Below are 25,994 nucleotides of genomic sequence, written 5' to 3'. Positions count from 1 at the left end.
TAGGACGACGGTTTCCATGTAATTTTACCCAATAACCGCCGAGGGTTAACGCTATGGACTTATTAATAAACGCAGGTCGTTCCAAGTTGCGAAGACCATTAGCATAAGGACAAGAGTGATTCCTATCCTGAAGCCATACTCTTGAACTTTTGGTCCGAGAGGCTTTCCCCGAATAGCTTCAGCTGCGTAAAACAACAGATGCCCGCCATCAAGCATAGGCACTGGCAACAAGTTCAACAACCCAATACTCACTGAGAGTAATGCTGTCAGGTTAATGAGTGGCAAAATCCCGATGCTGGCGACCTGACCTGACATTTGCGCAACACGGATCGGTCCGCCCAACTGATCCGGATCCTCGCGACCGGCAAACAAACCCGCAATGTAGCCTCCTGTCCGCTCTATAATGAACCAGGTTTCTCGCACACCTTCAGCCACCGCCTCCAGCGGCCCAAATCGCTTCACCGTTACATCATCTGCAGTTGTATTGCGCTGAATTCCGAGAATCCCAACCTTTTGCGTGTTGCCAAATTGATCGGTGATTTCCCGGCGTTCCGGCGTCGCGGTTACCTCAATAAACGCGCCTTCACGGTCAATACCAATCAGGAGCGGAATACCAGCATTAACGGAAACAGCCCGCTGCAAATCGGAGAAGCTGGCAATCGGGGTTCCATCCACCGATACTATGACATCACCAGGCTTGATACCCGCTGCTGCTGCAGCACTGTCTTCCCGGACCACATCAACGCGCGGAACGGTTTCCACCTTGCCGTAAAATCCGAACAGCCCGGCAAAAATAACGATAGCAAGAAGAAAATTGGCAAATGGGCCGGCGGCCACAACCGCCGCGCGCTGCCATACAGGTTTGGCTTGAAAAGCTCCTTTTCGGTCCTCTTCACTCATATTGGCAAGAGCATCCTGATCAGGAACGCTGGCTTCGTTTTCATCGCCGGCAAACCGAACGTAACCACCCAAAGGAATGGCGCAGAGCTTCCAGCGCGTCCCCTTTTTGTCAAAGCGCCCGGTCAACTCCGGCCCAAAACCGATAGAGAATGCATCTACCTTTACGCCGCACCAACGCGCCACCAAAAAATGTCCGAGCTCGTGGAAGAAGACAACAACGGTCAGCACGAACAGGAACGGAATGATGTATCCCAATGTTCCGCCCAGAACCGAACTTAACAGCTCCATCAAGTGCCCTTTCTTATATGCTTTTCAGCGTTGGTACTGGCATCCCGCGTTGTGAGCGGGCGCTCAGATGGTGCTAATGATATCGGACGCTATTCGGCGCGCCTCTCCGTCAATATGCAGTACTTCTGCAATACTAGACGGTTGTGACAGTAAATTCCTTGCCTCCATCTGCCCAAGTGCGTCTTCGACAACAGAGACAATATCCAGAAAACCAATGCGCTCTTTCAAGAATGCCGAAACGGCCATTTCGTCTGCCGCATTGAACGCAGCGCCGGCGCCATCTCCCTTATCGATTACATCCCATACCAAGCGCATGGACGGAAACCTTTGCGCATCTGGCGCTTCAAATGTGAGCTGTCCCAAGGTCGCAAGATCAAGCCTTTGAGCATCAACCGACAGGCGCTCTGGATGCCCTAAACAATGCGCAATCGGAACTCGCATATCCGCTGGCCCCATCTGCGCCAGCAAAGACCCATCGGAGTATTGTACCATACCGTGAACAATACTTTGAGGGTGTACAACAACCTCGATTTGCGAAGGTTTTAAAGGAAAAAGGTGTAATGTTTCAATGACTTCAAAGGCCTTGTTCATCATGGTTGCGCTATCGATGGTAATTCGCGCACCCATCTCCCAATTGGGGTGTTTCAAGGCATCGGCAGGTGTTGCGGCGCGCATTCTCTCTTTCGAGGCATGACGAAACGGCCCGCCTGAAGCTGTGATGATCACCTTCTCGATGTGATCCGCATTACTGCGTTCAAAAACCTGGAATACAGCATTGTGCTCGGAATCGACTGGCAGCAGGCGAACATTGTTGCGCTTCACGGCATCCAGTACCAGTTTTCCCGCACAAACAAGGGATTCTTTGTTCGCCAGCGCCAGATCGCTACCGGCACCAATGGCCGCAAGATTGGGTTCCAGTCCAGCGGCCCCAACCATCCCGGAGACAACCAGATCTACAGGTTCGGCGCATTGGTCAAGAACGGCTTGCCGCCCTCCACTTACGGTAATACCGCTACCTTTCAACAAGTCCGCGAGTGTGTCGAGCTCAGTTTCATCATTCAAAACGGCATGACGCGCCTGAACGCGCCGCGCAGCCTTGGCCAGCCCCTCCGCATTGCGATTGGCCACCACGCACACCACATCATAGCGCTCGGAATTCTTGGAAATGAGATCAACAGTGCTCAGGCCGATTGACCCGGTTGCACCAAGAAGAATGATTTTTTGGCGGCTCATCAGCAACCCATTAAACAGAAGAGGCTCACAGAGCCCTTAAAGGGCGAGCAAACCAAGACCGGGGTCAGACACTTGGCCCCCAAGCAACACACCGAAGACATAAGCAGCTATGGCAGCAAAGACAAGCCCATCAACTCGGTCCATCAGGCCACCATGCCCGGGAATCAACTGGCTGGAATCCTTCACGCCGAAACGACGCTTCAAAGAGGATTCATATAGGTCTCCAGCTTGAGAGGCCACCGACAGGACCGAAGCCACGACGAAACCAGCAATAACGCTCATGAACCCCGTAAAGTGAGCAATAAGTGCACCCATCAACGCAGCGAACAAAAACCCGCCGATCGCTCCGCTCCAGGTCTTGCTGGGCGATACACGAGGCCACAATTTGGGGCCGCCTAACGTACGCCCGCTAAAGTAAGCCGCAATATCTGTTCCCCAAACAACGAAATAAAGATAAAGAACCAGCTCAAAACCCACAGTGCCATGGCGTATGGCAACCAAGGAAACCAGAGAGGCAGCAGAGTATGAAAACCCTTTTGCCAACAATGCGCCGTTTCCTCTTGTCTCAAAACCCCACACAGCTGGCACACTCACCGCGCCAACCATCAAGGCAGCGGCAACACTGTGCAATTCAGCAAGCCCCGCAGTAAGAACAAGCGCACACAACCCGAAATAAAAGGCGACACTACGCCGTCCCTTGAAGACGATCAGATTCCATTCCCAGAAAACCAGCAGTGTAGCCACAAGCACGAATGCCGAGAAGTAAATCCCACCGACCCAACACACAAGCAATGCAAACGGCCCCAGCGCTAGCGCTGACAAAAATCTGACGAAAAGGTCTGGGTTCTTACGCGTTATCTTCTCGAACAAGGCCCGTGCTTTCAAAAAGTGGTCTACTTCAAGTGGAAACAGCTGCACCGACCCCGCCAAAACGGCGTTCCCGGTTCTTGAAACAACTGAGGGCCTCTTCGAAGGCACTGCAATCAAAATCCGGCCAGTGCATCGGCGCAAAGTAAAACTCTGCATATGCCGCCTGCCAGAGCAAGAAGTTTGAAAGCCGCTGCTCTCCGCTAGTTCGGATAATCAGATCAGGGTCCGGGAGTCCCGCTGTATCGAGATGGGACTCAATATCCGCGCTGGTAATTTCCTCGGGTTGCTTGCCCCCACGCGCAACCTCCAAAGATAATTGGCGAACAGCTCTCACCATTTCATCGCGAGCGCCGTAATTGAACGCCAGCACCAACTCAAGCCCGGTGCAATCCGCCGTACCCTGCTCGGCCTGTTCCAGCAACGACAGAATACCGGGATCCAATCCGTCTCTGGAGCCGATCACTCGGATGCGAACATTGCTCTCACGCAAATCCTTCAGATCGGAGCGCACATAGGCCCGCAACAGGCCCATGAGAAATTTCACTTCCGCGTGTGGTCTCGACCAGTTCTCGGAGGAAAAGGCAAACAAGGTCAGGTATTGGATACCGAGTTCGCCCGCACGACGAACAATCTGCCGAACGGTCTTGACGCCATTGCGATGCCCTTCGGTGCGCGGCAGGCCGCGCAAAGCTGCCCACCGCCCGTTGCCATCCATGATGATGGCTACATGACGAGGCAATCCGGACGGGTCCGCCGGTGCGTACCGGTCCTGCGTTTCCTCTTGCACTGTAGCCGTCATTGGCACACCACCTTGGACCAAGCCCATCAAACCTGCTTGATTTCCTGCTCTTTCTTGGCAAGCACTTCATCTACTTCGGCGATGAACTCGTCTGTCATCTTTTGAACCTTGTCCTGCGCGACATGGCTCTCGTCTTCGCCCATATCACCGGCCTTCTCAGCCTTTTTGACCAGATCCATTCCATCCCGGCGAACATGACGAATTGCGACCTTGGCAGCCTCTGCATACTTGTGCGCAACCTTGGCCAGCTCCACGCGCCGCTCTTCGTTCAACTCCGGAATCGGCAAACGCAAGACGGTGCCATCTACGACTGGATTCAAACCAAGATTGGATTCACGAATAGCCTTCTCCACGGCAGAAACCATGGATTTGTCCCAAACCTGCACGGACACCATGCGTGGTTCAGGAACACTTACGGTTGCCACCTGGTTAACCGGCATTTGCGAGCCATAGGCTTCGACAGTGATTGGATCCAGCATGCTGGAAGAAGCACGCCCGGTGCGAAGCCCGGAAAACTCATGTTTCAAAGCCGAAATCGCGCCTGTCATGCGGCGACGTAAATCGTTATAATCGAGCTCCGACATACTAACCTCTTTCAAAATCTATTCACAGCAGCTGTTACCACCGAATGGTACGGTACAACGTAATTCGTCCTTCCGCACCACACCAGTGCCCCGCAAGGTCTCTTAGTCAGATACAACAGTGAAGAGGCCCTGCCCTCGCAGCACATTTACCAATGCACCGGAGGTATGGATGGAGAACACCACTACAGGAATAGCGTTGTCCCGGGCAAGTGCAATCGCCGTCGCATCCATGACTTTAAGGTTCTTTTCAAGAACTTCGCCGGGAGTCAGTGTGTCATAGCGCATTGCATCCGGGTTGAACTTCGGATCGCAGTCATAAACGCCATCTACCTGAGTGCCTTTCAAAAAGGCATTGCACTGCATTTCTGCCGCTCTCAGAGCCGCTCCAGAATCAGTAGAAAAGAATGGGTTGCCAGTGCCGCCGGCAAACAGGATCACATCGCCATCTTCCATATATCGCTCAGCGCCGCGCTGGGTGAATGTCTCACAAATGGAAGGTACCGGCACTGCGGACAATACGCGCGCCTGCACACCAAGGCTGTTCAACGCGTCAGCAAGGGTCAAGGAGTTCATGACTGTCGCCAACATGCCCATATGGTCGCCGGTGACCCGATTGCCGCCCTTCGCTGCCAAGGACACCCCTCGGAAAATATTACCGCCGCCAACAACGATGCCGAATTGCGCGCCAAGCGCGACAGCTTCTGCGATTTCACGCGCCACGCGTTCAACCACTGCGGGATCGATCCCGAATTGCTGTTCTCCCATTAGGGCTTCGCCAGACAGCTTAAGCAGAACCCGTTTCCAACGTAGTTGATCCGACATCTTCAACCCCTTCACCTAGGTTTAGATACAAAAAGGGCGCCGACTGGAATCGGCGCCCTCCAAAAATTAATTACCAGCAGCTGCTGCGACTTCTGCAGCAAAGTCTGTTTCTTCTTTCTCGATACCTTCACCAAGACCGAAGCGAACGAAACCGGCCAGCTTGATCGGCGAACCGATTTCCTTGGCAGCTTCTTCAACAGCAGCTTCTACACTAAGGTCAGGATTGATAACAAAGCTCTGCTTGACCAGTGTTACTTCCTCGTAGAACTTGCGCAGGCGGCCCTCAACCATCTTCTCGATGATGTTGTCCGGCTTGCCGGATTCACGAGCCTGTTCAACAAAAACGGCACGTTCGCGCTCGACATCAGCAGCATCCAGCTCATCAACATTCAGTGCCAACGGGCTCGTTGCAGCAACGTGCATCGCAATCTGACGACCAAGTGTGTTCAGCTTTTCAGCGTCGCCTGCAGATTCCAAAGCAACAAGAACACCAATCTTGCCCATGCCATCAACGGTAGCGTTGTGAATGTAGGATGCGACAACACCTTCATTTACGGAGAGCTTGGCGAAACGACGCAAGGTCATGTTTTCACCGATGGTACCTACAGCTTCCTTGATTTCTTCATCAACGGTCTTGTCTGAACCTGGGTAAGAAGCTGCTGCAAGTGCGTCCACATCGCCATCAACGTCAAGCGCAACGGAAGCAATGTCGCCGACGAGTTTCTGGAACCCTTCGTTACGGGCAACAAAGTCGGTTTCGGAGTTCACTTCAACAACAGCAGCTTTAGTACCGGCAGCAGCAACACCAACCAAACCATCGGCGGCAACCCGACCAGCCTTCTTGGCAGCCTTGGCCAGACCCTTGGTGCGCAGCCAATCTACGGCTGCATCCATGTCCCCGTCGGTTTCCTTCAGGGCTGCTTTACAGTCCATCATACCAGCGCCGCTCTTTTCGCGGAGCTCTTTAACCATTGCTGCGGTAATGCTCATGAGATCGCCTCTTGGACGGGAGTTAAAAACCAAAAAATCGGAAATCCGACTTCCCTAGCGGTCTAACCGATTTGTTTTGTCTGCAATGTGACGGCTGCAGCAAAAATTGCGCAGGCCGCCACATCAAGATAAAGCAAGAGCCGCAACGGGCGGCTCTTGAAAAGTGGCCTTAGGCCTGAGCGGCTTCGCCCGTTTCTGCGGACGTTTCGCTTGTGCCTTCTTCGGCAAGTGCTGGTTCTTCCAACACTTCTTCGGCCTCACCAAGGTCCACACCCATGGAACCCTGCGCACGGGCGATACCGTCAATGGCGGCACGAGCAATCAGGTCGCAATAAAGCGTAATCGCGCGGCCAGCATCGTCGTTGCCAGGAACCGGATAGTTGATGCCGTCCGGATCACAGTTGGAATCCAGAATTGCAGCAACCGGGATACCCAAACGACGAGCTTCCTGAATGGCGATCGCTTCCCGGTTGGTATCGATCACGAAGATCATATCCGGAATACCGCCCATATCCTTGATACCGCCAAGGTTGCGCTCAAGCTTTTCGCGTTCACGATCAAGGAACAGACGCTCCTTCTTCGTCATGCGATTGGCTTCACCGGCCAACATTTCTTCAACCTTGCGCAGACGTTGAATGGACTGCGAAATGGTTTTCCAGTTGGTCAGCATACCACCGAGCCAGCGCGCATTCACAAAATACTGGGCCGAACGACGAGCTGCTTCTGCAACTGGTTCCTGTGCCTGGCGCTTTGTACCAACGAGCAGAACACGGCCACCACCAGCTACGGTATCAGACACGGCCTTGAGGGCTTGGTGAAGAAGTGGAACGGTCTGACCCAGATCAAGGATGTGAACATTGTTGCGAACACCAAAGATGTAGTTGCTCATCTTTGGGTTCCAGCGATGCTTCTGGTGACCAAAGTGGACGCCTGCTTCCAGCAGCTGGCGCATTGTAAAATCGGGCAGTGCCATGGCCCTGTAACTCCTGTTTTTCCGGTTTATTCCTCCGCAGGGTGGCAGTCTGAACTGTCAAACACCGGATGGACCAAACCAAATTGGCTGGACTCGCCCCTGCGTGTGGGATGTCGGCCTTATAGAGAGCCTTTTCATCGAGATCAAGCAACGATCCACAGGCTTATAGCAAGAAACGCGTTTTTACCGCAAGAGCTAGCCATTGCGAACGATGTTATCGTTTCCGCTACTGCGCGCCTCTTGGCTGAACTGCCTTGCACGACTAACACATCATCTGCTCAAGCCATTTGAACATCAACAACGCCTGGCACGGCTTTCAAAGCTCCAGCAAGTTGCGGGGATAATTGATAGCCTCCGGGCAACTTGACTTCCACCTCTCGTTGCCCCTGATCCAATAACATGATGCAGCTGACCTCCCCATCACCGCCGGACTTGAGCTGCCGCTGCAGATTGGTAACGGGCTGCGAGGTATTCATGAAAACTCGCAGTGTTCTGTGAACACGCGATGCGATCCGTTCCAACGGGTCCACTTGATTTATGCGCACACTCACTTCTTCGTCTCGCAAGTCGGCTTGTACCAGCAAAACAACGGAACTGCCTGGCTCAAGTAGATCGCGAAACTGAGCAAGTCCTTCCGAGAACAACAAGGCTTCGTATTGCCCTGTTGGATCAGACATGCGCACGATACCCATGGGCGTCCCCTTTCGGGTCTTCCTCTCCTGTCGCGCTGTGACTGTCCCGACAAGACGCCCTGCTGACGCACCAGCTTTCACCGACTGCTCAAAATCCTTCCACAACTGGACACGAAGCGTTTTGAACAAATCCTGATATTCATCGAGCGGATGCGCAGAGATGTAGAATCCGACGGCACTGTGTTCGCGCTGAAGACGCTCCGCAGGCGTCCAGGGATCAACGTCCGGAAAGATCAGAGGTTCAGGCGCATCCGCACCGCCAAACAGTTCGTTCTGGCCCGAGGTCGCATTGTCTTCCGTTCGATGGGACATCGCAACAACACGATCGAGGCCCTGCATCAACTGGGCGCGATTGGGGTTGAGCTCATCAAACGCACCGGCAGAAATAAGGCTTTCAAGCGTTCTCTTATTGACAACCCGAGTACTTACGCGGCGCGCAAAATCTGCCATGTCTTTAAATGGTGTATCACCGCGCGCCTCAACAATATGCTCGATTGCATGCTCGCCTACGCCTTTGATGGCCCCCATGGCATAGAGAATCTTGCCATCTTCTACATCAAAATGAGCACCGGAGCGATTGATGGACGGGGGAACCACTTCAATACCCATTCGGACAGCTTCCTGGCGAAAATCGCTCAGCTTGTCCGTATTACCCATATCCAGCGTCATGATGCCGGCAAGAAACTCCACCGGATAGTTCGCCTTCAGCCAAGCAGTTTGATAGGCCACCAGTGCATATGCGGCAGCGTGCGATTTGTTGAAGCCGTAATTGGCGAACTTGGCCACGAGATCATAGATCATCCCGGCCTGATCCTTGTCGATCCCCTGCTTGACAGCACCTTCCGTAAAGCGAGCTCGCTGGATCTCCATCTCAGACGCAATCTTCTTACCCATGGCGCGGCGCAGCAAATCCGCTTCCCCGAGCGAATACCCCGATAGCACCTGAGCAATCTGCATCACCTGTTCCTGATAAACGATGATGCCGTTAGTCTCCTTGAGGATGGGCTCTAGCAACGGATGAAGATAATCCGGTTCCTGCTCCCCGTGCTTTACCGCATTGTATACCGGGATGTTGTCCATGGGACCTGGACGATACAAGGCAACCAGCGCGATAATGTCCTCAAAGCGGTCGGGTCGCATACCCGCAATGGCACGCCGCATACCCTGACTTTCGAGCTGGAACACGCCAACGGTGTCACCTGCGGCCAGCAACTTGTATGTCGCCGGATCATCAATCGGAATCGCAGAGATATCTACCTCGATGCCCCGCTGCTTCAGCAGGTTCAACGCAGTATCGATCACCGTAAGAGTTTTCAGGCCGAGAAAGTCAAACTTTACAAGACCGGCCTGTTCCACCCATTTCATGTTGAACTGGGCAACCGGCATATCCGATCTGGGATCTCGATAGAGCGGCACCAACTGTTCCAGCGGCCTGTCACCGATCACAACACCAGCCGCATGCGTCGACGCATGCCTATAAAGGCCCTCAAGCTTTTGCGCCATCTTCAACAGACGGTCGACGACCTCTTCCTGACGCGCAGCTTCTCGCAGCCGAGGTTCCTCCTCAATCGCTTCCGCAAGCGTCATGGGATTAGCTGGCGTACCGGGCACCAACTTACTGAGCCGATCAACCTGGCCATAAGGCATCTGCAGAACACGCCCCACATCTCGCAATACGGCTTTCGCCTGCAGCGTCCCGAACGTAATGATCTGTGCAACCTGTTCGCGTCCATACTTGCGCTGAACGTATCGAATGACCTCCTCACGCCGGTTCTGGCAGAAATCGATATCGAAATCCGGCATGGAAACGCGTTCGGGGTTCAGGAAACGTTCGAAAAGCAACGAGAAACGCATCGGGTCGAGATCGGTAATCGTGAGCGCCCACGCCACGAGAGAACCCGCCCCCGAACCGCGACCAGGTCCTACTGGAATATCCTGCTCCTTGGCCCACTTGATGAAATCCGCAACGATCAGAAAGTAACCCGGGAACTTCATTCGAGTGATGATGCCAAGCTCGTAGTCCAGCCGGTCCCAATAGGTTTCCTCACTCAATCCCGGGGCTAACCCATGCGCCTCCAAGCGGGCTCGCAACCCGTCTTGAGCTTGGCGCGCCAATTCGGCAGCCTCTGCTTTCTCAGCTTCTTCCGGATCTGACCCTGCACCAGCAAATCGTGGCAGAATGGGAGCGCGTTTCAAGGGCCGGTAATGACAGCGCTGAGCAATCTCGATGGTCGAAACAAGTGCCTCCGGCAAATCGGAGAAGGTTTCCTGCATCTCTGCCCGTGTCTTGAAGCGAAACTCGGAGGTAAGCTGTCGGCGATCGGTTTCAATCAGAACACGCCCTTCTGATATCGCAAGAAGAGCGTCGTGAGCCTCATAGTCATCTGCGGATGGGAAAAAAGGTTCATTTGTCGCAACAAGAGGGATACCAGTTTTGTATGCAAGCTCAATCAGATCCGGTTCGACCTGATCCTCTTCTCTCAAGCCGTGTCTTTGAACTTCCACATATAGGCGATCCGCAAAGATCTCATGGAGTTTCAACAAACGACGCTCTGCATCCTCGGGATGACCGTGAAGGAGTGCCTGATTGATTGGTCCGAATGTTGATCCCGTCAGCGCGATAAGGCCGGCGTTTTTCGCGGTAAGGCGATCAAGACCGATATTGGCTCGATATCCGGGCTCGGTATCCAGAAACGCTCGCGATACGATATCCATGAGGTTCTCATAGCCCTCTTCGCTCATCGCGAGCAGAACAATATCGGTTAGGGCCGCATCCCCTTTTGCATCCGTATCTCGGAAATTTAGGGAGACCTGTGATCCGATGATAGGTTGAATGCCAGCGCCAAAAGCTTTTTCGGAAAACTCCAGAGCGCCAAACAGATTGCCGGTATCGGTGATTGCCAAAGCTGGCTGGTCATCCTTGCTCGCAAGATCAAGTAGCTTGCCAAGCGGTAGCGCCCCTTCCAACAAGGAAAACGCCGAGTGCGTACGTAAATGGATAAACCCGGGCCCTGACATTACCATACCTTTTGATTGTTTCTTCCCATCAGTGATAACGGATGCGCAGTCTGTTTCAAGCCCCGGCCAAAGTCGACCACTCGCCAACGGCAATTCACATCAAACGATTTCACATACCCTGAGCCAATACCTGTCCCCAAACCCAAAAACTGGACCCACAGGCAACGATGGACGCAAACGCAGCAAGATCACGTAGGATGTACATCTCCAAACTCCTGATAATCACGTTATGTTCCATCATAGTTCTACTTTTGTTCTCTTAATTCAACTCCTGATTTCCGGTGGATCCTTCTCTGGTAAATAGACGGTAAACAAACAACGCGGCAACTCACTCACAAGTCCTTTGCCACCAGTGCTCTAAGATCATAAAAGAACGAGAAATTTCTTGACCTTGCTGCGGATTTTGCGCACCCAATCCGGAACCAAGCAAAAACTGATCGCTTTTCGTAGTGTAGCCACCCGATCCGCCCGAAGCCGTCACCAGCGATAGCGAGCTTTGGCGGCTTATGCCCGTCGCGCGCCGCGTTCAACTCAAGGCTGAGAGACTACGTCCCAGTTGCTATTAAATTATATGAATATGGAGAGTATGGGAAAACCAGCGTCACACCGGACAACGGAAGTCTGATTCATAGCGCTGTGGCAGCAACTTAGGCCAGGTATGCCAATACCTACCGAACCCAGCGCGTTAAGCTCGAAGGTCGACCACTCTTAGCGTGCTTTGGGAACCCGCTTGAGCTCGACAACCTTGCCATCTTGCAAAGTGATACACCGATCCATCTTGGCCGCAATATCCATGTTATGGGTGGCAAGCAACGCGGAAACGCCAGAAGCTTTGACCAAAGCCTTGAGAGCGTCAAATACGTAGGCTGAGGTTTTCGGGTCAAGATTACCCGTTGGTTCATCGGCCAAAAGGATACGCGGCGCATTAGCGACGGCCCGTGCAATTGCAACCCGCTGCTGTTCGCCACCAGATAGCTCTGCCGGACGATGTGTTTCCCGGTCTTGGAGGCGCATGTATTTCAACAACTGCCGAGCACGCTCCTCCGCATCACTGCGCGCCAATCCGTTGATCATCTGCGGTATGGCTATGTTCTCCAGTGCCGTAAACTCAGGCAACAACTGGTGGAACTGGTAGACGAAGCCAACTTCGGTGCGCCGAATAGCAGTCCGTTGTTCATCGTTTAAGGAGCCGCATGCTCGCCCCCCGACATAAACCTCCCCGGCATCCGGGCGCTCAAGAAGGCCGGCGATATGCATCAAGGTTGATTTTCCGGAACCAGAAGGCGCGACCAAAGCCACCAGGTCACCCTCATATAGATCCAGATCGGCGCCTTTCAGAATCTCTAAAATCCCATGGGCTTCGGTGAAGCTACGGCATACGCCGCGCAGACTGAGTGAAATGCGCTGATCTGAACGCTTGTCCATAGGCCCCTTTTTCATCGGTGCATTCATTATTCGTACCTCAGCGCATCCACCGGATCCAATCTCGCGGCCCGCCATGCCGGATAAAGAGTTGCCAGAAAGCTCAAAGACAAGGCCATGCCAACCACCGCCAACGTTTCCATGCTGTCCATTTCAGCGGGCAATTTGGAGAGGAAATAGAGTTCAGGAGAGAAAAGCTCAGTCCTCGTCAACCAGGAAATTCCCTGTCGGATGCTTTCAATGTTCAGGCACACAACCGTTCCCAACGCCACACCAGCGAGCGTACCGAAGGTTCCGATGCTGGCCCCTGTAATCACAAAGATTCGCATCACCGCCCCGCGGCTTGCACCCATCGTGCGCAGGACCGCAATATCCCGCCCCTTGTCCTTGACCAGCATTGTCATGCCCGAGATGATGTTGAGCGCAGCAACAAGTACAATCAATGTAAGGATGAGGAACATTACGTTGCGCTCAACTTCGAGCGCCGAGAAAAAGGTCATGTTCCGCTGACGCCAATCGGTTACATAGGTCGGCCGTCCAGCGCCCTCTTCAACCGCCTGACGGATACCACCAACGGAATCGGGATCTTCGGCATAAACCTCAACGCCGGTGGCTTCCCCTTCCATGTTGAAGTAGAGCTGTGCTTCGTTGAAAGGCATGAAAACGATGCTGCCATCATACTCACTCATGCCGATCTCGAAAATGGCCGTCACCGGATAAGCCTTCACCCGAGGTGTCATACCCATTGGTGTAATGCTGCCGCGAGGCGTAATGACTCTGATCGGATCACCGAGTGCCACGCCCAAAGATCTGGCAAGTCGGGATCCCACGGCAATGCCCTGTCCCTCATCAAATCCTTCCAGCGTGCCGGCTTGAATATTCTGGGAGACCAATGGCAGTTTATCCAGATCGGCTTTGCGCACACCGCGAAACAAGGCGCCCAAATCGGCAGCGGGCCCCGACACCATGGCCTGACCCTCAACGAACGGCATGGCAAATTTCACCCCATCCAGCCCTTCAAGACGCGCTGTCACAGCATCAAAATCATCCAGACGAGAGTCGATCGGCTGCACGAGAACGTGACCATTAATCCCGAGTATTTTGGTCAATAGCTCGGAGCGAAAGCCATTCATCACGGCCATCACGATTATGAGGGTAGCCACGCCCAGCATGATCCCTAAAAAGGAGAAGCCAGCGATTACCGAAATGAAGGTCTCTTTTCGCCGAGAGCGCAAATACCGACCTGCCAACATCCACTCGAACGGGGCAAAGGCCCGCGTGGCCCGTGTGGGCTGGTTTGTTTCGGTTTGAGCCGTCATGCCGTTCTCGCACTCCCTGTTGTGTGCCTTGGTTCAGGCAACCATGCTAAGCCCTGACAATAAAAACCGCGCCAGCATACTGGCGCGATTCATCTTAGCCTGAGTTAAATCAGCTTTGTGACTTTACAGTAGCAATCAACGCCTCGGCGGCAGCTTCTGGGGACAACATCTGCCGTTCGCCGGTGGCACGGTTTTTTACTTCAACTTCGCCATTCTTCAAACCGCGAGGACCGACAATAACCTGATACGGCAAGCCAATCAGATCCATGCTGGCAAATTTGGCTCCAGCTCTGGTGTCGCGGTCATCATAAAGAACCTCAACGCCAGCAGCCTCCAGTTTTTCATAGAGCGCATTACAGGCCCCGTCCGCTTCACTGCCAGGCTTCATATTGATCAAGCCCACATGGAACGGAGCGACAGATACAGGCCAGATAATCCCGTCGTCGTCATGATTGGCCTCAATCAACGCGGCCAACAGGCGGGACACGCCAACACCATAGGACCCCATGTGAACCGGCACTTCAACGCCATCGGAATTGGTGACAGTAGCCCCCATCGGCTCGGAGTACTTTGTACCGAAATAGAAGATATGGCCAACTTCAATACCACGTGCGGATACCTGTTTGTCTTCTCCAACTGCGCCGAATGCTTCCGGGTCATGCATCTCGTCAGTCGCCGCATAAGGTGTAGTCCACGATTTGATGATCGGGCTCAAATCCGCATCAAAATCGGTATCTTCACCTGGAACCGGCAAATCGAGAATATCTTTGTCCAAGAACACTTCGCTCTCACCGGTAGAGGCAAGAATAATAAACTCATGAGACAGATCACCACCAATAGGCCCTGTGTCTGCCTTCATGGGAATAGCCTTCAGGCCCATTCGAGCGAAAGTGCGAAGATATGCTACAAACATGCGGTTGTAGGCATGGCGCGCAGCTTCCTGATCAAGGTCGAATGAGTAGGCATCCTTCATCAAAAACTCGCGCCCACGCATGACGCCAAACCGAGGACGAACCTCATCGCGAAACTTCCATTGAATATGGTAAAGATTCAGCGGCAGGTCCTTGTAGGAGCGCACATATGACCGGAAGATGTCGGTAATCATCTCCTCGTTGGTTGGTCCGTACAACATGTCCCGCTCATGGCGATCGGTGATCCGCAACATCTCTTTGCCGTAGGCCTCATATCGCCCGCTTTCGCGCCACAAATCGGCTGACTGGATCGTTGGCATCAGCAACTCGACGACACCTGCCCGGTTCTGTTCTTCCTCGACGATTTTCTGGATCTTCATCAGCACACGATACCCGAGCGGCAGCCATGCATAGATCCCGGCAGATTGCTGGCGCAGCATACCAGCACGCAACATAAGCCGGTGGGACACAATCTCCGCTTCTTTGGGAGTTTCCTTCAGAATCGGCAGAAAATAACGGGACAAACGCATCAGTTAGACTCTTGAGGTTCGGTTAGCGTTGAACTTGAAAGGCACTCAAAGCAAACCCACTGAAAAAAAACAAGCCCTGTTGTGAAAAGGGCCAACCTGTGCAGCGTTTTATCAGGTGAAAGCGTCTACGCACACCCCGCCAACGGCTTATCATGCACGAAACCGCATCCGTTCCGGCCGTTTTTTAGGCAAGATTAAAGATTAGGCTTTTATGTACAAAATGATGACAAAGTCATGTCACCCTGTTATATTCCAGTCAATAACAACGTCGGGAATACAACCCGGTGAGCATCGCGGTCTGAGTCTTGGGAGGAAGGCCTTCAGGCGCACCCACGAGGTCGCAGCCGGCACTAACAAACGGTGCAAACGAAGGCAAGTAGACGCGGAACTTTATCATAAGCAAGGCTTTCCAAGCCTTGCTTTTTTTTATTTGACGCAACCCTCAGTACATGAACTGATCGGCGTAACGCATAAAGCGCGTTCCCAAACCCGACTCGATGATATAGTAGATTGCCGCAAAAAGGACGCTAGTAACAATGGTGTTGGCAATAACCTTACGCAACATCCAAGGTCGAGCCGGCGCGCTTTCCGCACTCCCCGGAACAACCTCTTCACCGGCTTCATCCTGAGTTCGCACACCAAATGGTAGAACCGCAAGAAACAGGATCCACCACATCATGAAGTAAATTGCCAACGCGAGTGCTAGCGACACAACGCCCCCTTAGTTCCTTAGTGATCAGGCGATTAAACCCTATATCTCTTCCAGTTCAGTAAGCGTTCCAAGAAAGTCCTTGGGATGCAAAAAGAGAACAGGTTTACCGTGTGCGCCGATCTTTGGCTCACCATCACCCAATATACGATAGCCTTCGCCAATCAGTTTATCTCGAGCGGCCCGTATATCAGAGACTTCATAGCAAAGGTGATGAATTCCACCGGCAGCATTGCGTTCGAGAAAACTCGCGATTGGAGAGTTCTCCCCCAACGGTTCAAGCAGCTCCACCTTTGTATTGGGTAATTCAATGAACACGGTTGAAACGCCATGCTCGGGTTGCGGTATCTTCTCAGAAGCCTGCCCACCCAAAGCGTCTCGGTAAACCTTCAAACCGTCTTCCATGTTTGAAACGGCGATGGCGACGTGATTGAGGCGCCCGATCATAACAATCCTCCCGCAAAACTGTCCTAGAAGGACCAGATTTGCGCGAGGATGTCCAGTCAGACATACGTTATAGCGCGTAGAACTCACCGAAAACGGCAGTTAAACCTTTCGCACCAAAGCGCGACACAAAGGCTTCTTTCCCCAGTGCTCCACGACTGCGTACCGCGCCGAACGGCGCGCCGCTTCCGTTACCACGTCCACATCCTTGCGGCGGCTCTTGGGAATACTGATTACCGCACTGTAGACGGCTTCATGAACCAAATCCTCGAACGGCTCGCCCGCGCGATTGAACTCCGGGATGCCAAACAAAACGACATCAATGTCCCCATGCATCTCCCCTTTTGAAGTAACAGCAAGGGAGACCACTACGGTCCCGGCAAAGGATAACTTGCGCCGTTCTTGCACACCGGCCTCTTCCGGCATCATGATAAGATCGCCATCACGTACCATGATCCCGACCGGCGCCTCATCAATCACCTCCAAAGGTCCCGGCGCAAGGCGCACCATATCGCCATCCTTGATGATCTTGACATCAGTAACGCCCTTAGAGAGCGCAAAGTCCTTGTGGCAAGCCAAATGCAACGGCTCTCCATGAACCGGCACCACTCGGCTTGGCTTCAAGAGGCTATAGAGCTGATCCAACTCCCCTCTGCGAGGGTGGCCGGAGACATGCACCAGTGCATCACGATCCGTCACGACATGAACACCTTGGGACACCAAAGAGTTGATGACAGTATTCACTGCCTTCTCATTGCCGGGAATGGTGCGCGACGAGAATATAACCGTATCACCCGCGGAAAGACCAATCTGCCGGTGATTGTCTGCTGCAATGCGAGCCATCGCTGCGCGGTTTTCTCCTTGAGAGCCGGTACAAATCATCACAACCTTGTCTCGCGGAAAATGGCCATACGTTTCCTCGTCTCGAAACGCGGGAAGCCCATCCAGATAACCCAGTTCCTTCGCAACTTCGATAACACGCAGCATGGATCGTCCTACCACGACCACTTCCCGATCTGCAGCTCGTGCCGCCTCCGCAATAGCCCGAATTCTGGCCACATTGGAGGCGAAGGTGGTAACGGCGACGCGCCCTTTGGCTTTCTTGATGATTCCGGTAAGTTCCGCCTGAACATCCGCCTCACTTGGACTGATGCCATCACGAACAGCATTGGTACTGTCGCAGATCAAGGCGTCAACGCCTTCCTCACCCAGAGCACGCAGCCGATCCATATCCATGACCTTGCCAACGCCAGGTGTCGGGTCGATCTTCCAGTCGCCCGAATGAACCACCAAATGTCCATCGGCCCTTAGAGCCAATCCACACGGCTCTGGAATAGAGTGGGTCATGGTCAGAAACTCAACATCGAACGGACCAATCTTCAACCTGTCTCCCTGATTGACAAGCGTAACGGGAATATCCACCTGCTCGCCATCGACACCGTACTTGGCTTCCAGCAGACCTGCAGCAAACGGCGTTGCATAGACAGGTGCTTGGACCATTTCCCAAATGTACGGCAACGCCCCATAGTGGTCTTCATGGGCGTGGGTGATTACGATGCCGGCAATCCGGCTGCGTTCTTCCTCCAGAAACCGAATGTCCGGCAGGATCAGGTCAACACCTGGCAACTCCGGGCCGGCAAATGAAATCCCGAAGTCAACGATTAGCCACTTTCGATCATTTTCGGGCCCTACACCATAAAGCCCAAGGTTCATGCCGATCTCGCCGACACCCCCTAGAGGAAGAAATACGAGCTGATTTTGGCTCGACATGCACTTACACCTTTCAAACTCGTCCTGAACGGGCGGCCACTTTGTACGGCGCCACTGTCTTGTCACCCTCACATCGGGTTACTTTAGATCAGGAGAAAAAAACATCACCAGCGCTGACAACGCGCGTTTGGCCATTTTCTAGTTTGACAATTAACCGACCAAATTGATCCAGATCGATAAATCGTCCTTTGAATTCTTCCTGCGTCAACCTCACACGGATTTCTTGTCCGACGCCAACGGCACGCGCCAACCAGGCTTGGCGAACGCTTTCAAACCCGTCAGGTTGAAAACCGATCGCCAACCAATGCGCAAATCGCTCCGCCAGCAACGCAAACAAATCGTCAGCCGAACAGATAAACCCCAAGCTGCGAAGGTCCGTTGTCTTGTAGAGACCTAGGTCTGGATGGTGGGTTACATTGACACCAAATCCACAGACCAAGTAGAACCCATAGGCCGATTGGCTCTCACTCTCAAGCAAAATTCCGGAGATCTTGGCACCATCGATCAGAAGATCATTAGGCCACTTGACCTTAACAAGATGTGTCGTTCCACACGCATGTTCTACTGCTTCAGCCAAAGCGAGCGCTGCCAAGAAAGGAAACTGCACAACCCGCTCTTCAAACGCCTCAAACCTTAACAGAACCGAGGCGAACAAATTTCCATTCTCTGATGTCCATGGCCTCCCACGACGGCCGCGTCCTGAAGTCTGTTCATCAGCGCGGATCCATACATGTCCGGGATGCCCCTCGCGCGCCAACTCAATAGCGCGTGTATTGGTGGATCCAACTCGCTTGTAGTATTCCATGACAAAGCCCGGCGCATTTTGCACCGGGCCCTTTTCGCGTAAAATCTGTTCTACTTGGTTCATTTAGAACAACGTATTCGCCGCAGCGCTTGCGGCCTCCACTATCGGTCCTGGAACAAGGAAGAACAGGCACACAACCACGCTCGACACTCCAAGGACAATCTTCATTTCCCCTGACATGGGCAGGAATTCATCAGTAGCATCATCAAAGAACATCACCTTGATGATACGCAGATAGTAATAACACCCTACAACACTTGTCAGAATACCAATAATCGCTAGGGGATAAAGGCCAGCTTCGACCGCTGCCATGAAGACATAGAACTTCGCAAAGAAGCCAACAAATGGCGGGATGCCTGCCAACGAGAACATGATAAACGCCAGCAGGATGGCCATTGGCAAATTTGTCTTGGACAATCCCGACAAATCGTAGATGTCTTCCACCATGCCACTCTTGCGTCGCATGGACAAAATGCAGGCAAATGCACCCAAGGTCATTGCGAGATACGCCGTCATGTAAACAATGACGCCTTCCACCCCGACAGCTGAACCCGCCGCCAGTCCAACCATCGCGTAGCCCATATGGCCGATGGATGAATAAGCCATCAGACGCTTGATGTTCTTCTGGCCAATCGCGGCAAATGAACCCAACGCCATGGACATGATCGCCATGAATACGATGATCTGCTGCCAATCAACCAACACGCCGCCAAGGCCTTCCACGAGAACGCGCATCATCATGCCGAACGCAGCAATTTTGGGCGCGGCCGCAAAGAATGCTGTCACCGGTGTCGGTGCGCCCTCATATACGTCCGGAGTCCACATGTGGAACGGCACAGCCGAAATCTTGAAGGCAAGGCCGGCAAGTAAGAACACGATACCGAACACCAAGCCCAAAGACGCCCGTTCCTCAGTCAAGGTCATGGCGATTGCATCGAACTCGATTTGACCGGTAAAGCCGTAGATGAAAGACATCCCATAAAGCAGCATGCCCGAAGACAATGCACCGAGAACGAAATACTTCAGTCCTGCTTCTGTAGACCGTACTGAATCCCGATTGATCGCCGCAACAACGTAAAGAGCCAGAGACTGCAACTCCAGACCCAGATACATCGCGATCAGGTCCCCTGCCGACAGCATCATCATCATACCGAGTGTCGCCAGCAAAATCAGGATCGGATACTCAAACCGGTCAAAGTTCTGAGAACGTGCGTATGCCACTGACATGGCAATGGCGAACCCTGAACCAATCAGGACCAGGATCTTCATGTACCTTGAGAACGCATCCTGTACGAAGGAGCCATTGAACACTTCGCCATAGTTTGGCGAAACGATCAACATCAATCCGGCAATGGCCAGAAGCGCCACACACAAGCCGGTGACAACCGACGTGTATCGATTGCCGCCGAATGCTCCGACCATCAACAAAACCAGCGCACCCACTGCCAGAAGCAGTTCCGGCAATACCGGGGCGAGATCGCTCAAATGTAAAATCTCAGCTTGCATGGTGTCAGCTCGTCCTGTCGATTTAATGGCCCAACGCAGCGGTATCGACAATGGCCTTCGGGCCAAGCTCAATCGCTGCCTGGTAGTTCGTAATAAGGGCATCCACCGAAGCTTGCGTCACGTCGAACACAGGCGCCGGATAGAACCCGAAGAAAATGGTCAGTATAATGAGCGGAACAAGAATTACCTTTTCCCGCGCGCTCAGATCGAGCATGGCCTTCAAGCTCTCTTTCTCCAGTGCACCAAATACCACACGGCGATAGAGATAAAGAGCGTAGGCCGCGGACAAGATCACGCCGGTACACGCGAACAACGCGACCCATGTGTTGGCCCGAAACGCGCCCAACAGCGTGAGAAACTCTCCGACAAAACCGGAGGTGCCAGGCAAGCCCACATTGGCCATCGTGAAGATCATGAAGGCAACCGCATATTTCGGCATCCGGTTAACCAGACCGCCATAAGCAGAGATCTGCCGCGTGTGCATCCGATCATAGATAACCCCAACACACAGGAAGAGCGCAGCCGATACGATCCCGTGCGACAGCATTTGGAACAATGCACCCTGAATGCCCTGCTCATTCATGGCAAAAATACCCATGGTGACATAGCCCATGTGTGCCACTGAGGAGTAGGCAATCAACTTCTTGATGTCTTCCTGAGCCAGAGCCACCAATGAAGTATAAATGATGGCCACCACAGACAGGGTAAAGACCAGCGGAGCAAACATCTCGCTTGCGAGCGGGAACATTGGCAGTGAGAACCGCAAGAACCCGTAGCCGCCCATCTTCAGAAGAATGCCCGCCAGGATGACAGAGCCAGCCGTTGGCGCTTCCACGTGAGCATCCGGCAGCCAGGTATGCACGGGCCACATTGGCATCTTCACTGCGAAGCTTGCAAAGAAGGCAAGCCAAAGCCATGTTTGCATGCTTGCCGGGAAGCTATGTTGCATCAATTGCGGAATATCCAGCGTACCGGCCTGCCAATACATGGACATGACCGCAATCAGCATCAAAACAGACCCAAGCAAGGTGTAGAGAAAGAACTTGTAGCTCGCATAAACGCGGCGTGCTCCACCCCATACACCGATGATCAGGAACATCGGGATCAAGCCAGCTTCAAAGAAAACGTAGAACAGGATCAGGTCCAACGCACAGAACACACCGATCATCAGTGTTTCCAGAACGAGGAACGCGATCATGTACTCTTTCACCCGGTGCTGGATGCTGTGCCAGCTTGCCAGAATGCAGAAAGGCATCAGGAACGTCGTCAAGATCACGAACAGCATGGAAATACCATCCACGCCCATGTGATAGGAAAACGCCCCACCCAACCATTCATGCTTCTCCACCATCTGGAAACCCGGGTTTTCGTAGGTAAACCCACCCCAAATAAACAAGGAGATCACAAAGGTGAAGCACGTGGTGATCAACGCCACGCGGCGGATGTTTTTCTTGGCCTCTTCATCATCGCCCCGAACAAGCAAAATGAAGAGAACACCGACCAACGGCAGGAAGGTCGTAATAGAAAGAATAGACCAATCGCTCATTAGTGGGCTCCCCCGCCCGAAAACATTGAGAGGGTAACGAAGAAGGCGACCCCGATCAGCATCGCAAAGGCGTAGTGATAGATGTAACCAGACTGAAGCCGAACGACCCGCGCGGTTACATCCTGTACTCTCGCGGCAACACCATCAGGACCCAGTCCATCAATGACACTTCCATCACCGCGCTTCCACAAGAAACGGCCAAGCCACATGGTCGGACGAATGAAGATACGCTCATATAGCTCATCAAAGTACCACTTGTTGAGTAGGAAGCGATACAAAGCATCATGACGAGCCGCCAGAGCCTTCGGCATTTCCGGCTTGCGAATATAGAACTGCACGGCCAGAAGGAATCCTGCAGCCATCATGACAAATGGAGACAGTCGCACCCATACCGGCACCTCATGCATCTCGTGAAGGATGTGGTTGTCACTTGAAGTGAACAGAGACCCCTTCCAGAACGCCTCATATGCATCGCCGAAGAACTCGGGTTTGAACGCCATACCGGCAAACAAGGCGCCCACGGCAAGCAGGATCAGCGGCACTGTCATCACCCAGGGGCTTTCATGAACGTGACTCATGACATCGGCGGAAGCCCGTGGCTTACCGTGGAATGTCATGAACGTCAGCCGCCACGAGTAGAACGAGGTCAGAAACGCTGCTGCAACAGTCATCCAGAATGCGTAGCCAGCAACTGCATTGTGCCCAACGAAAGCCGCTTCAATTATCGCATCCTTGGAGATGAAACCGGCGGTACCAATGTAGGTAAGCGGTATACCAAAACCGGTAAGCGCCAACGTACCAACCATCATGGTCCAGTAGGTAACAGGGATATGCTTTCGCAAACCGCCCATCTTCCGCATGTCTTGCTCTTCAGAAACAGCGTGGATCACCGAGCCTGCACACAGGAACAACAGTGCCTTGAAAAAAGCATGCGTGAACAGATGGAACACGCCGATGCTGTAAGCCCCTACACCAAGCGCTACGAACATGTAGCCAAGCTGGGAGCAGGTTGAATAGGCAATGACGCGCTTGATGTCGTTTTGAACACAGCCCACGGTCGCAGCGAAAATAGCTGTTGTTGCACCAAAGAGGGTCACAACGGTCAGCGCCACGTGAGAGAGTTCGAAAAGAGGCGACAGGCGCGCAACCATGAACACACCCGCAGTAACCATCGTTGCCGCGTGGATCAACGCGGAGACCGGTGTCGGGCCCTCCATCGCATCAGGCAACCATGTATGAAGCAGGAACTGCGCTGACTTGCCCATTGCACCCATGAAGAGCAAAAGACAGATCACGGTAAGCGCTGTTTCAGCGTTCAACTGGTAGCCGAGGAACGTCAACACCACCCCTTCGCCATTGACTGCCGACTGAGCCGTGGAAAAGATTGTTCCAAAATCAACCGCACCAAAAACGACGAACGTGCCCAGGATGCCCAACAGGAAGCCGAAATCACCAATACGGTTGACGACAAAGGCTTTCATTGCTGCGGCATTGGCGGACGGTTTCTTGAACCAGAAACCAATCAATAGATAGGAGGCCAGCCCTACGCCTTCCCAACCGAAGAACATCTGTAGCAGGTTGTCCGATGTCACCAACATCAACATCGCGAACGTAAACAGCGACAGATATGCAAAGAAACGCGGCCGGTCCGGATCATGATGCATGTAACCAATGGAATAGACGTGCACCAATGCAGATACGGAATTGACCACAACGAGCATTACAGCTGTTAGCGTATCAACCCGAATGGACCAGTTTATCTGCAGATCCCCGGAGTTAATCCAGCGAATGAGGTCATACTGGACCATCTCGGCGGACCCGAGCCCAATCTGCGCAAATGCCACCCACGACAGCAAAGCCGAAGTGATCAGAAGACCAGACGTGATGTACTCACTGGCCTTGGATCCGATGGCCCGTCCAAACAGGCCAGCGACCAGAAATCCGATCAACGGCAGGAATACGATTGCCGAATACATTCTGTCCCTCAGCCTTTCATGATGTTGATGTCTTCCACGGCGATGGAGCCGCGGTTACGGAAATACACAACCAGAATAGCCAGACCAATGGCTGCTTCAGCTGCAGCGACCGTCAGAACCAGCAGTGCAAAAATCTGTCCCATCAAGTCCGAAAGGAACACCGAAAAGGCCACCAGATTAATATTGACTGCGAGCAACAACAGCTCAATCGACATGAGAATGACGATGACGTTCTTCCTGTTCAGAAAGATCCCGAAAACACCGATCGTGAACAGGATCGCTGCCACCGACAAATAGTGCGAAAGTCCAATTTCCATGGGCGCCTCGCCGTGCTCCCCGTAAGTTTTAAAGTGAACCTGATCCGCGAGAGATCCAGATCAGGCTTATGTTTGGTATCTTGCCACGCTCTTGCAGCGCAGTTTTAAATCCCGCGGCCACTCTTGACCTGAACAACCTCAATGGAGGTTTCCGGCGTACGGCCAACCTGTTCAGAAATATCCTGACGCTTCACACCTTCCTTGTGGCGCAGGGTCAGAACGATGGCACCGATCATCGCCACCAGCAGCACAAGACCCGACGCCTGGAAGAAGTAAATGTAGCGGGTGTAAAGCACGTCACCGATTGCCGCGATGTTCTGCGTTTCTCCAACGGTCGCAATCGGCAATGCGCTCTCACCAACGATCTCAGGTGCAATCACCCAGCCACCAGCAACCATCAACAGCTCAACGAGCAGGATCAGCCCGATGAGGCCACCGATGGGCAGGTACTGCAAGAACCCCTGGCGCATCTCAACAAAATCAACATCCAGCATCATCACAACGAACAGGAACAACACCATCACGGCACCGACGTATACCACGACCAAAAGCATGGCCAGATATTCCGCCCCTATGAGAATGAACAATCCTGCTGCGTTGAAGAAACACAGGATGAGAAACAAAACTGAGTGCACCGGGTTACGCGAAGCGATCACCATAAAGGCGGAGCCCACGGCGACCCCGGCAAACAGATAGAAAAAAAGGGCCTGCAAAACCATTTTCGGTTGCCTTTGTCCTTAAGTATCCCGCCTCAGCGCCATGAGTTGCACCGAAGCGACTAATGGTTACTCCCCCGACGCTGATCAGCGGTAAGGTGCGTCCAATTCAATATTGCGGGCAATTTCACGTTCCCAACGCGCACCGTTTTCCAGCAGCTTGTCCTTGTCATAGAACAGCTCTTCACGGGTTTCAGTCGCGAACTCGAAATTGGGTCCTTCAACAATTGCATCTACCGGGCAGGCTTCCTGGCAGAAACCACAGTAAATGCACTTGGTCATATCGATGTCATAACGAGTTGTACGCCGGGTTCCATCGTTGCGGCGCGGTCCGGCCTCAATCGTAATTGCCTGTGCCGGACAAATTGCTTCACACAGCTTGCAGGCGATGCAACGTTCCTCGCCGTTCGGATACCGCCGCAAGGCGTGCTCCCCGCGAAAACGCGGGCTTACCGGGTTCTTTTCGAACGGGTAGTTGATCGTTGGCTTTGGCTTGAAGAAGTAGCGCATTGCGAGAAAGAACGCTGAAACGAACTCCTTCAACAGCAACGACTTAGCGGCCTGCTCGAGTCTCATAGCTCTAAAGCCTCTCCTTGACGACAGTTCTCAACCGGCAATTTTTTGACCGGCGAAAAATCCGATGATGGGAAACCCGATCATCGTAATGACAAAAATCAGTTTCCGAAGCAGTGGTTCCGCTCTTTCCAACGTGACCGCACTTTCTGCCCCGGACTGTTTACGCTTGGTTATGGCAGCCTGCAAAACACCCCAAAGTATTTTACAGTCCAACCAACCAAGGTACATCCCAACCGCCGCGCCAATGGCGCCGGCCAGCGTCAGGCTTTCCAACATTC

Annotated in this window: 23 protein-coding genes; all 23 read right to left on the bottom strand. The window is 53.2% G+C overall.

Going from position 1 to position 25,994, the window contains the following annotated elements:
- Positions 1 to 51: 51 nt before the first annotated feature.
- The 23 genes from rseP to G512_RS0105825 all read right to left on the bottom strand — a co-directional run bounded on the left by rseP (position 52) and on the right by G512_RS0105825 (position 25,992).
- Positions 52 to 1,188, bottom strand: a complete 1,137-nt coding sequence (rseP, locus tag G512_RS0105945; protein ID WP_028480916.1) for an RIP metalloprotease RseP — start codon at positions 1,186 to 1,188, stop codon at positions 52 to 54.
- Positions 1,189 to 1,251: 63 nt separating this feature from the next.
- Complete coding sequence (gene dxr / locus G512_RS0105940) at positions 1,252 to 2,421, bottom strand: 1-deoxy-D-xylulose-5-phosphate reductoisomerase (RefSeq protein WP_036488684.1); 1,170 nt, start codon at positions 2,419 to 2,421, stop codon at positions 1,252 to 1,254.
- Positions 2,422 to 2,457: 36 nt separating this feature from the next.
- Complete coding sequence (locus tag G512_RS0105935) at positions 2,458 to 3,339, bottom strand: phosphatidate cytidylyltransferase (protein WP_051269002.1); 882 nt, start codon at positions 3,337 to 3,339, stop codon at positions 2,458 to 2,460.
- Entirely contained in the window at positions 3,320 to 4,090 is a 771-nt protein-coding gene (locus tag G512_RS0105930) for an isoprenyl transferase (protein ID WP_028480913.1), read from the bottom strand. Before G512_RS0105930 ends, G512_RS0105935 begins: the two co-directional genes overlap by 20 nt.
- Positions 4,091 to 4,116: 26 nt before the next feature.
- Positions 4,117 to 4,674 (bottom strand): ribosome recycling factor, encoded by a 558-nt coding sequence (frr, locus tag G512_RS0105925; protein ID WP_028480912.1) that lies wholly within the window; start codon positions 4,672 to 4,674, stop codon positions 4,117 to 4,119.
- A gap of 102 nt (positions 4,675 to 4,776) precedes the next feature.
- The gene (gene pyrH, locus G512_RS0105920; RefSeq protein WP_028480911.1) at positions 4,777 to 5,496 is read right to left on the bottom strand and encodes a UMP kinase; all 720 of its coding nucleotides are present in this window, start codon (positions 5,494 to 5,496) and stop codon (positions 4,777 to 4,779) included.
- A 66-nt stretch (positions 5,497 to 5,562) separates the two neighbouring features.
- The gene (tsf, locus tag G512_RS0105915) at positions 5,563 to 6,486 is read right to left on the bottom strand and encodes a translation elongation factor Ts (protein WP_028480910.1); all 924 of its coding nucleotides are present in this window, start codon (positions 6,484 to 6,486) and stop codon (positions 5,563 to 5,565) included.
- Positions 6,487 to 6,655: 169 nt separating this feature from the next.
- On the bottom strand, positions 6,656 to 7,459 hold the full coding sequence (gene rpsB, locus G512_RS0105905; RefSeq protein ID WP_028480909.1) for a 30S ribosomal protein S2: 804 nt from the start codon (positions 7,457 to 7,459) through the stop codon (positions 6,656 to 6,658).
- A gap of 278 nt (positions 7,460 to 7,737) precedes the next feature.
- Entirely contained in the window at positions 7,738 to 11,169 is a 3,432-nt protein-coding gene (gene dnaE / locus G512_RS0105900) for a DNA polymerase III subunit alpha (RefSeq protein ID WP_028480908.1), read from the bottom strand.
- 708 nt (positions 11,170 to 11,877) lie between these two features.
- The gene (locus tag G512_RS0105890; RefSeq protein ID WP_028480907.1) at positions 11,878 to 12,594 is read right to left on the bottom strand and encodes an ABC transporter ATP-binding protein; all 717 of its coding nucleotides are present in this window, start codon (positions 12,592 to 12,594) and stop codon (positions 11,878 to 11,880) included.
- Positions 12,595 to 12,620: 26 nt separating this feature from the next.
- A complete protein-coding gene (locus G512_RS0105885; protein WP_036488850.1) occupies positions 12,621 to 13,844 on the bottom strand; it encodes a lipoprotein-releasing ABC transporter permease subunit in 1,224 nt (407 codons plus the stop codon).
- Between the two features lie 175 nt (positions 13,845 to 14,019).
- Positions 14,020 to 15,351: a proline--tRNA ligase gene (gene proS, locus G512_RS0105880; RefSeq protein WP_028480905.1), complete on the bottom strand. Its 1,332-nt coding sequence runs from the start codon at positions 15,349 to 15,351 to the stop codon at positions 14,020 to 14,022.
- Between the two features lie 442 nt (positions 15,352 to 15,793).
- A complete protein-coding gene (locus tag G512_RS0105875) occupies positions 15,794 to 16,063 on the bottom strand; it encodes a DUF1467 family protein (protein ID WP_028480904.1) in 270 nt (89 codons plus the stop codon).
- A 39-nt stretch (positions 16,064 to 16,102) separates the two neighbouring features.
- Positions 16,103 to 16,507: a methylmalonyl-CoA epimerase gene (mce, locus tag G512_RS0105870; RefSeq protein WP_028480903.1), complete on the bottom strand. Its 405-nt coding sequence runs from the start codon at positions 16,505 to 16,507 to the stop codon at positions 16,103 to 16,105.
- 99 nt (positions 16,508 to 16,606) lie between these two features.
- Positions 16,607 to 18,274, bottom strand: a complete 1,668-nt coding sequence (locus tag G512_RS0105865; RefSeq protein WP_028480902.1) for a ribonuclease J — start codon at positions 18,272 to 18,274, stop codon at positions 16,607 to 16,609.
- A gap of 88 nt (positions 18,275 to 18,362) precedes the next feature.
- Positions 18,363 to 19,142, bottom strand: a complete 780-nt coding sequence (locus tag G512_RS0105860; protein ID WP_028480901.1) for a biotin--[acetyl-CoA-carboxylase] ligase — start codon at positions 19,140 to 19,142, stop codon at positions 18,363 to 18,365.
- A complete protein-coding gene (gene nuoN, locus G512_RS0105855; protein ID WP_028480900.1) occupies positions 19,143 to 20,585 on the bottom strand; it encodes an NADH-quinone oxidoreductase subunit NuoN in 1,443 nt (480 codons plus the stop codon).
- 22 nt (positions 20,586 to 20,607) lie between these two features.
- The gene (locus G512_RS0105850; RefSeq protein WP_028480899.1) at positions 20,608 to 22,131 is read right to left on the bottom strand and encodes an NADH-quinone oxidoreductase subunit M; all 1,524 of its coding nucleotides are present in this window, start codon (positions 22,129 to 22,131) and stop codon (positions 20,608 to 20,610) included.
- On the bottom strand, positions 22,131 to 24,107 hold the full coding sequence (gene nuoL, locus G512_RS0105845; RefSeq protein WP_028480898.1) for an NADH-quinone oxidoreductase subunit L: 1,977 nt from the start codon (positions 24,105 to 24,107) through the stop codon (positions 22,131 to 22,133). Before nuoL ends, G512_RS0105850 begins: the two co-directional genes overlap by 1 nt.
- Positions 24,108 to 24,115: 8 nt before the next feature.
- Complete coding sequence (nuoK, locus tag G512_RS0105840; protein ID WP_028480897.1) at positions 24,116 to 24,424, bottom strand: NADH-quinone oxidoreductase subunit NuoK; 309 nt, start codon at positions 24,422 to 24,424, stop codon at positions 24,116 to 24,118.
- A gap of 104 nt (positions 24,425 to 24,528) precedes the next feature.
- On the bottom strand, positions 24,529 to 25,143 hold the full coding sequence (locus tag G512_RS0105835) for an NADH-quinone oxidoreductase subunit J (protein WP_028480896.1): 615 nt from the start codon (positions 25,141 to 25,143) through the stop codon (positions 24,529 to 24,531).
- A gap of 84 nt (positions 25,144 to 25,227) precedes the next feature.
- Positions 25,228 to 25,716: an NADH-quinone oxidoreductase subunit NuoI gene (gene nuoI / locus G512_RS0105830; protein WP_028480895.1), complete on the bottom strand. Its 489-nt coding sequence runs from the start codon at positions 25,714 to 25,716 to the stop codon at positions 25,228 to 25,230.
- A gap of 30 nt (positions 25,717 to 25,746) precedes the next feature.
- Positions 25,747 to 25,992, bottom strand: a complete 246-nt coding sequence (locus G512_RS0105825) for a hypothetical protein (protein WP_036488680.1) — start codon at positions 25,990 to 25,992, stop codon at positions 25,747 to 25,749.
- Between the last annotated feature and the right edge of the window lie 2 nt (positions 25,993 to 25,994).

Origin of the sequence: Pseudovibrio exalbescens DSM 16456 (assembly GCF_000422785.1) — a bacterium.
GTDB lineage: Bacteria > Pseudomonadota > Alphaproteobacteria > Rhizobiales > Stappiaceae > Pseudovibrio > Pseudovibrio exalbescens.
Note: the sequence above shows the minus strand (reverse complement) of the source record. Positions and strands in the feature narration are given on the sequence as shown.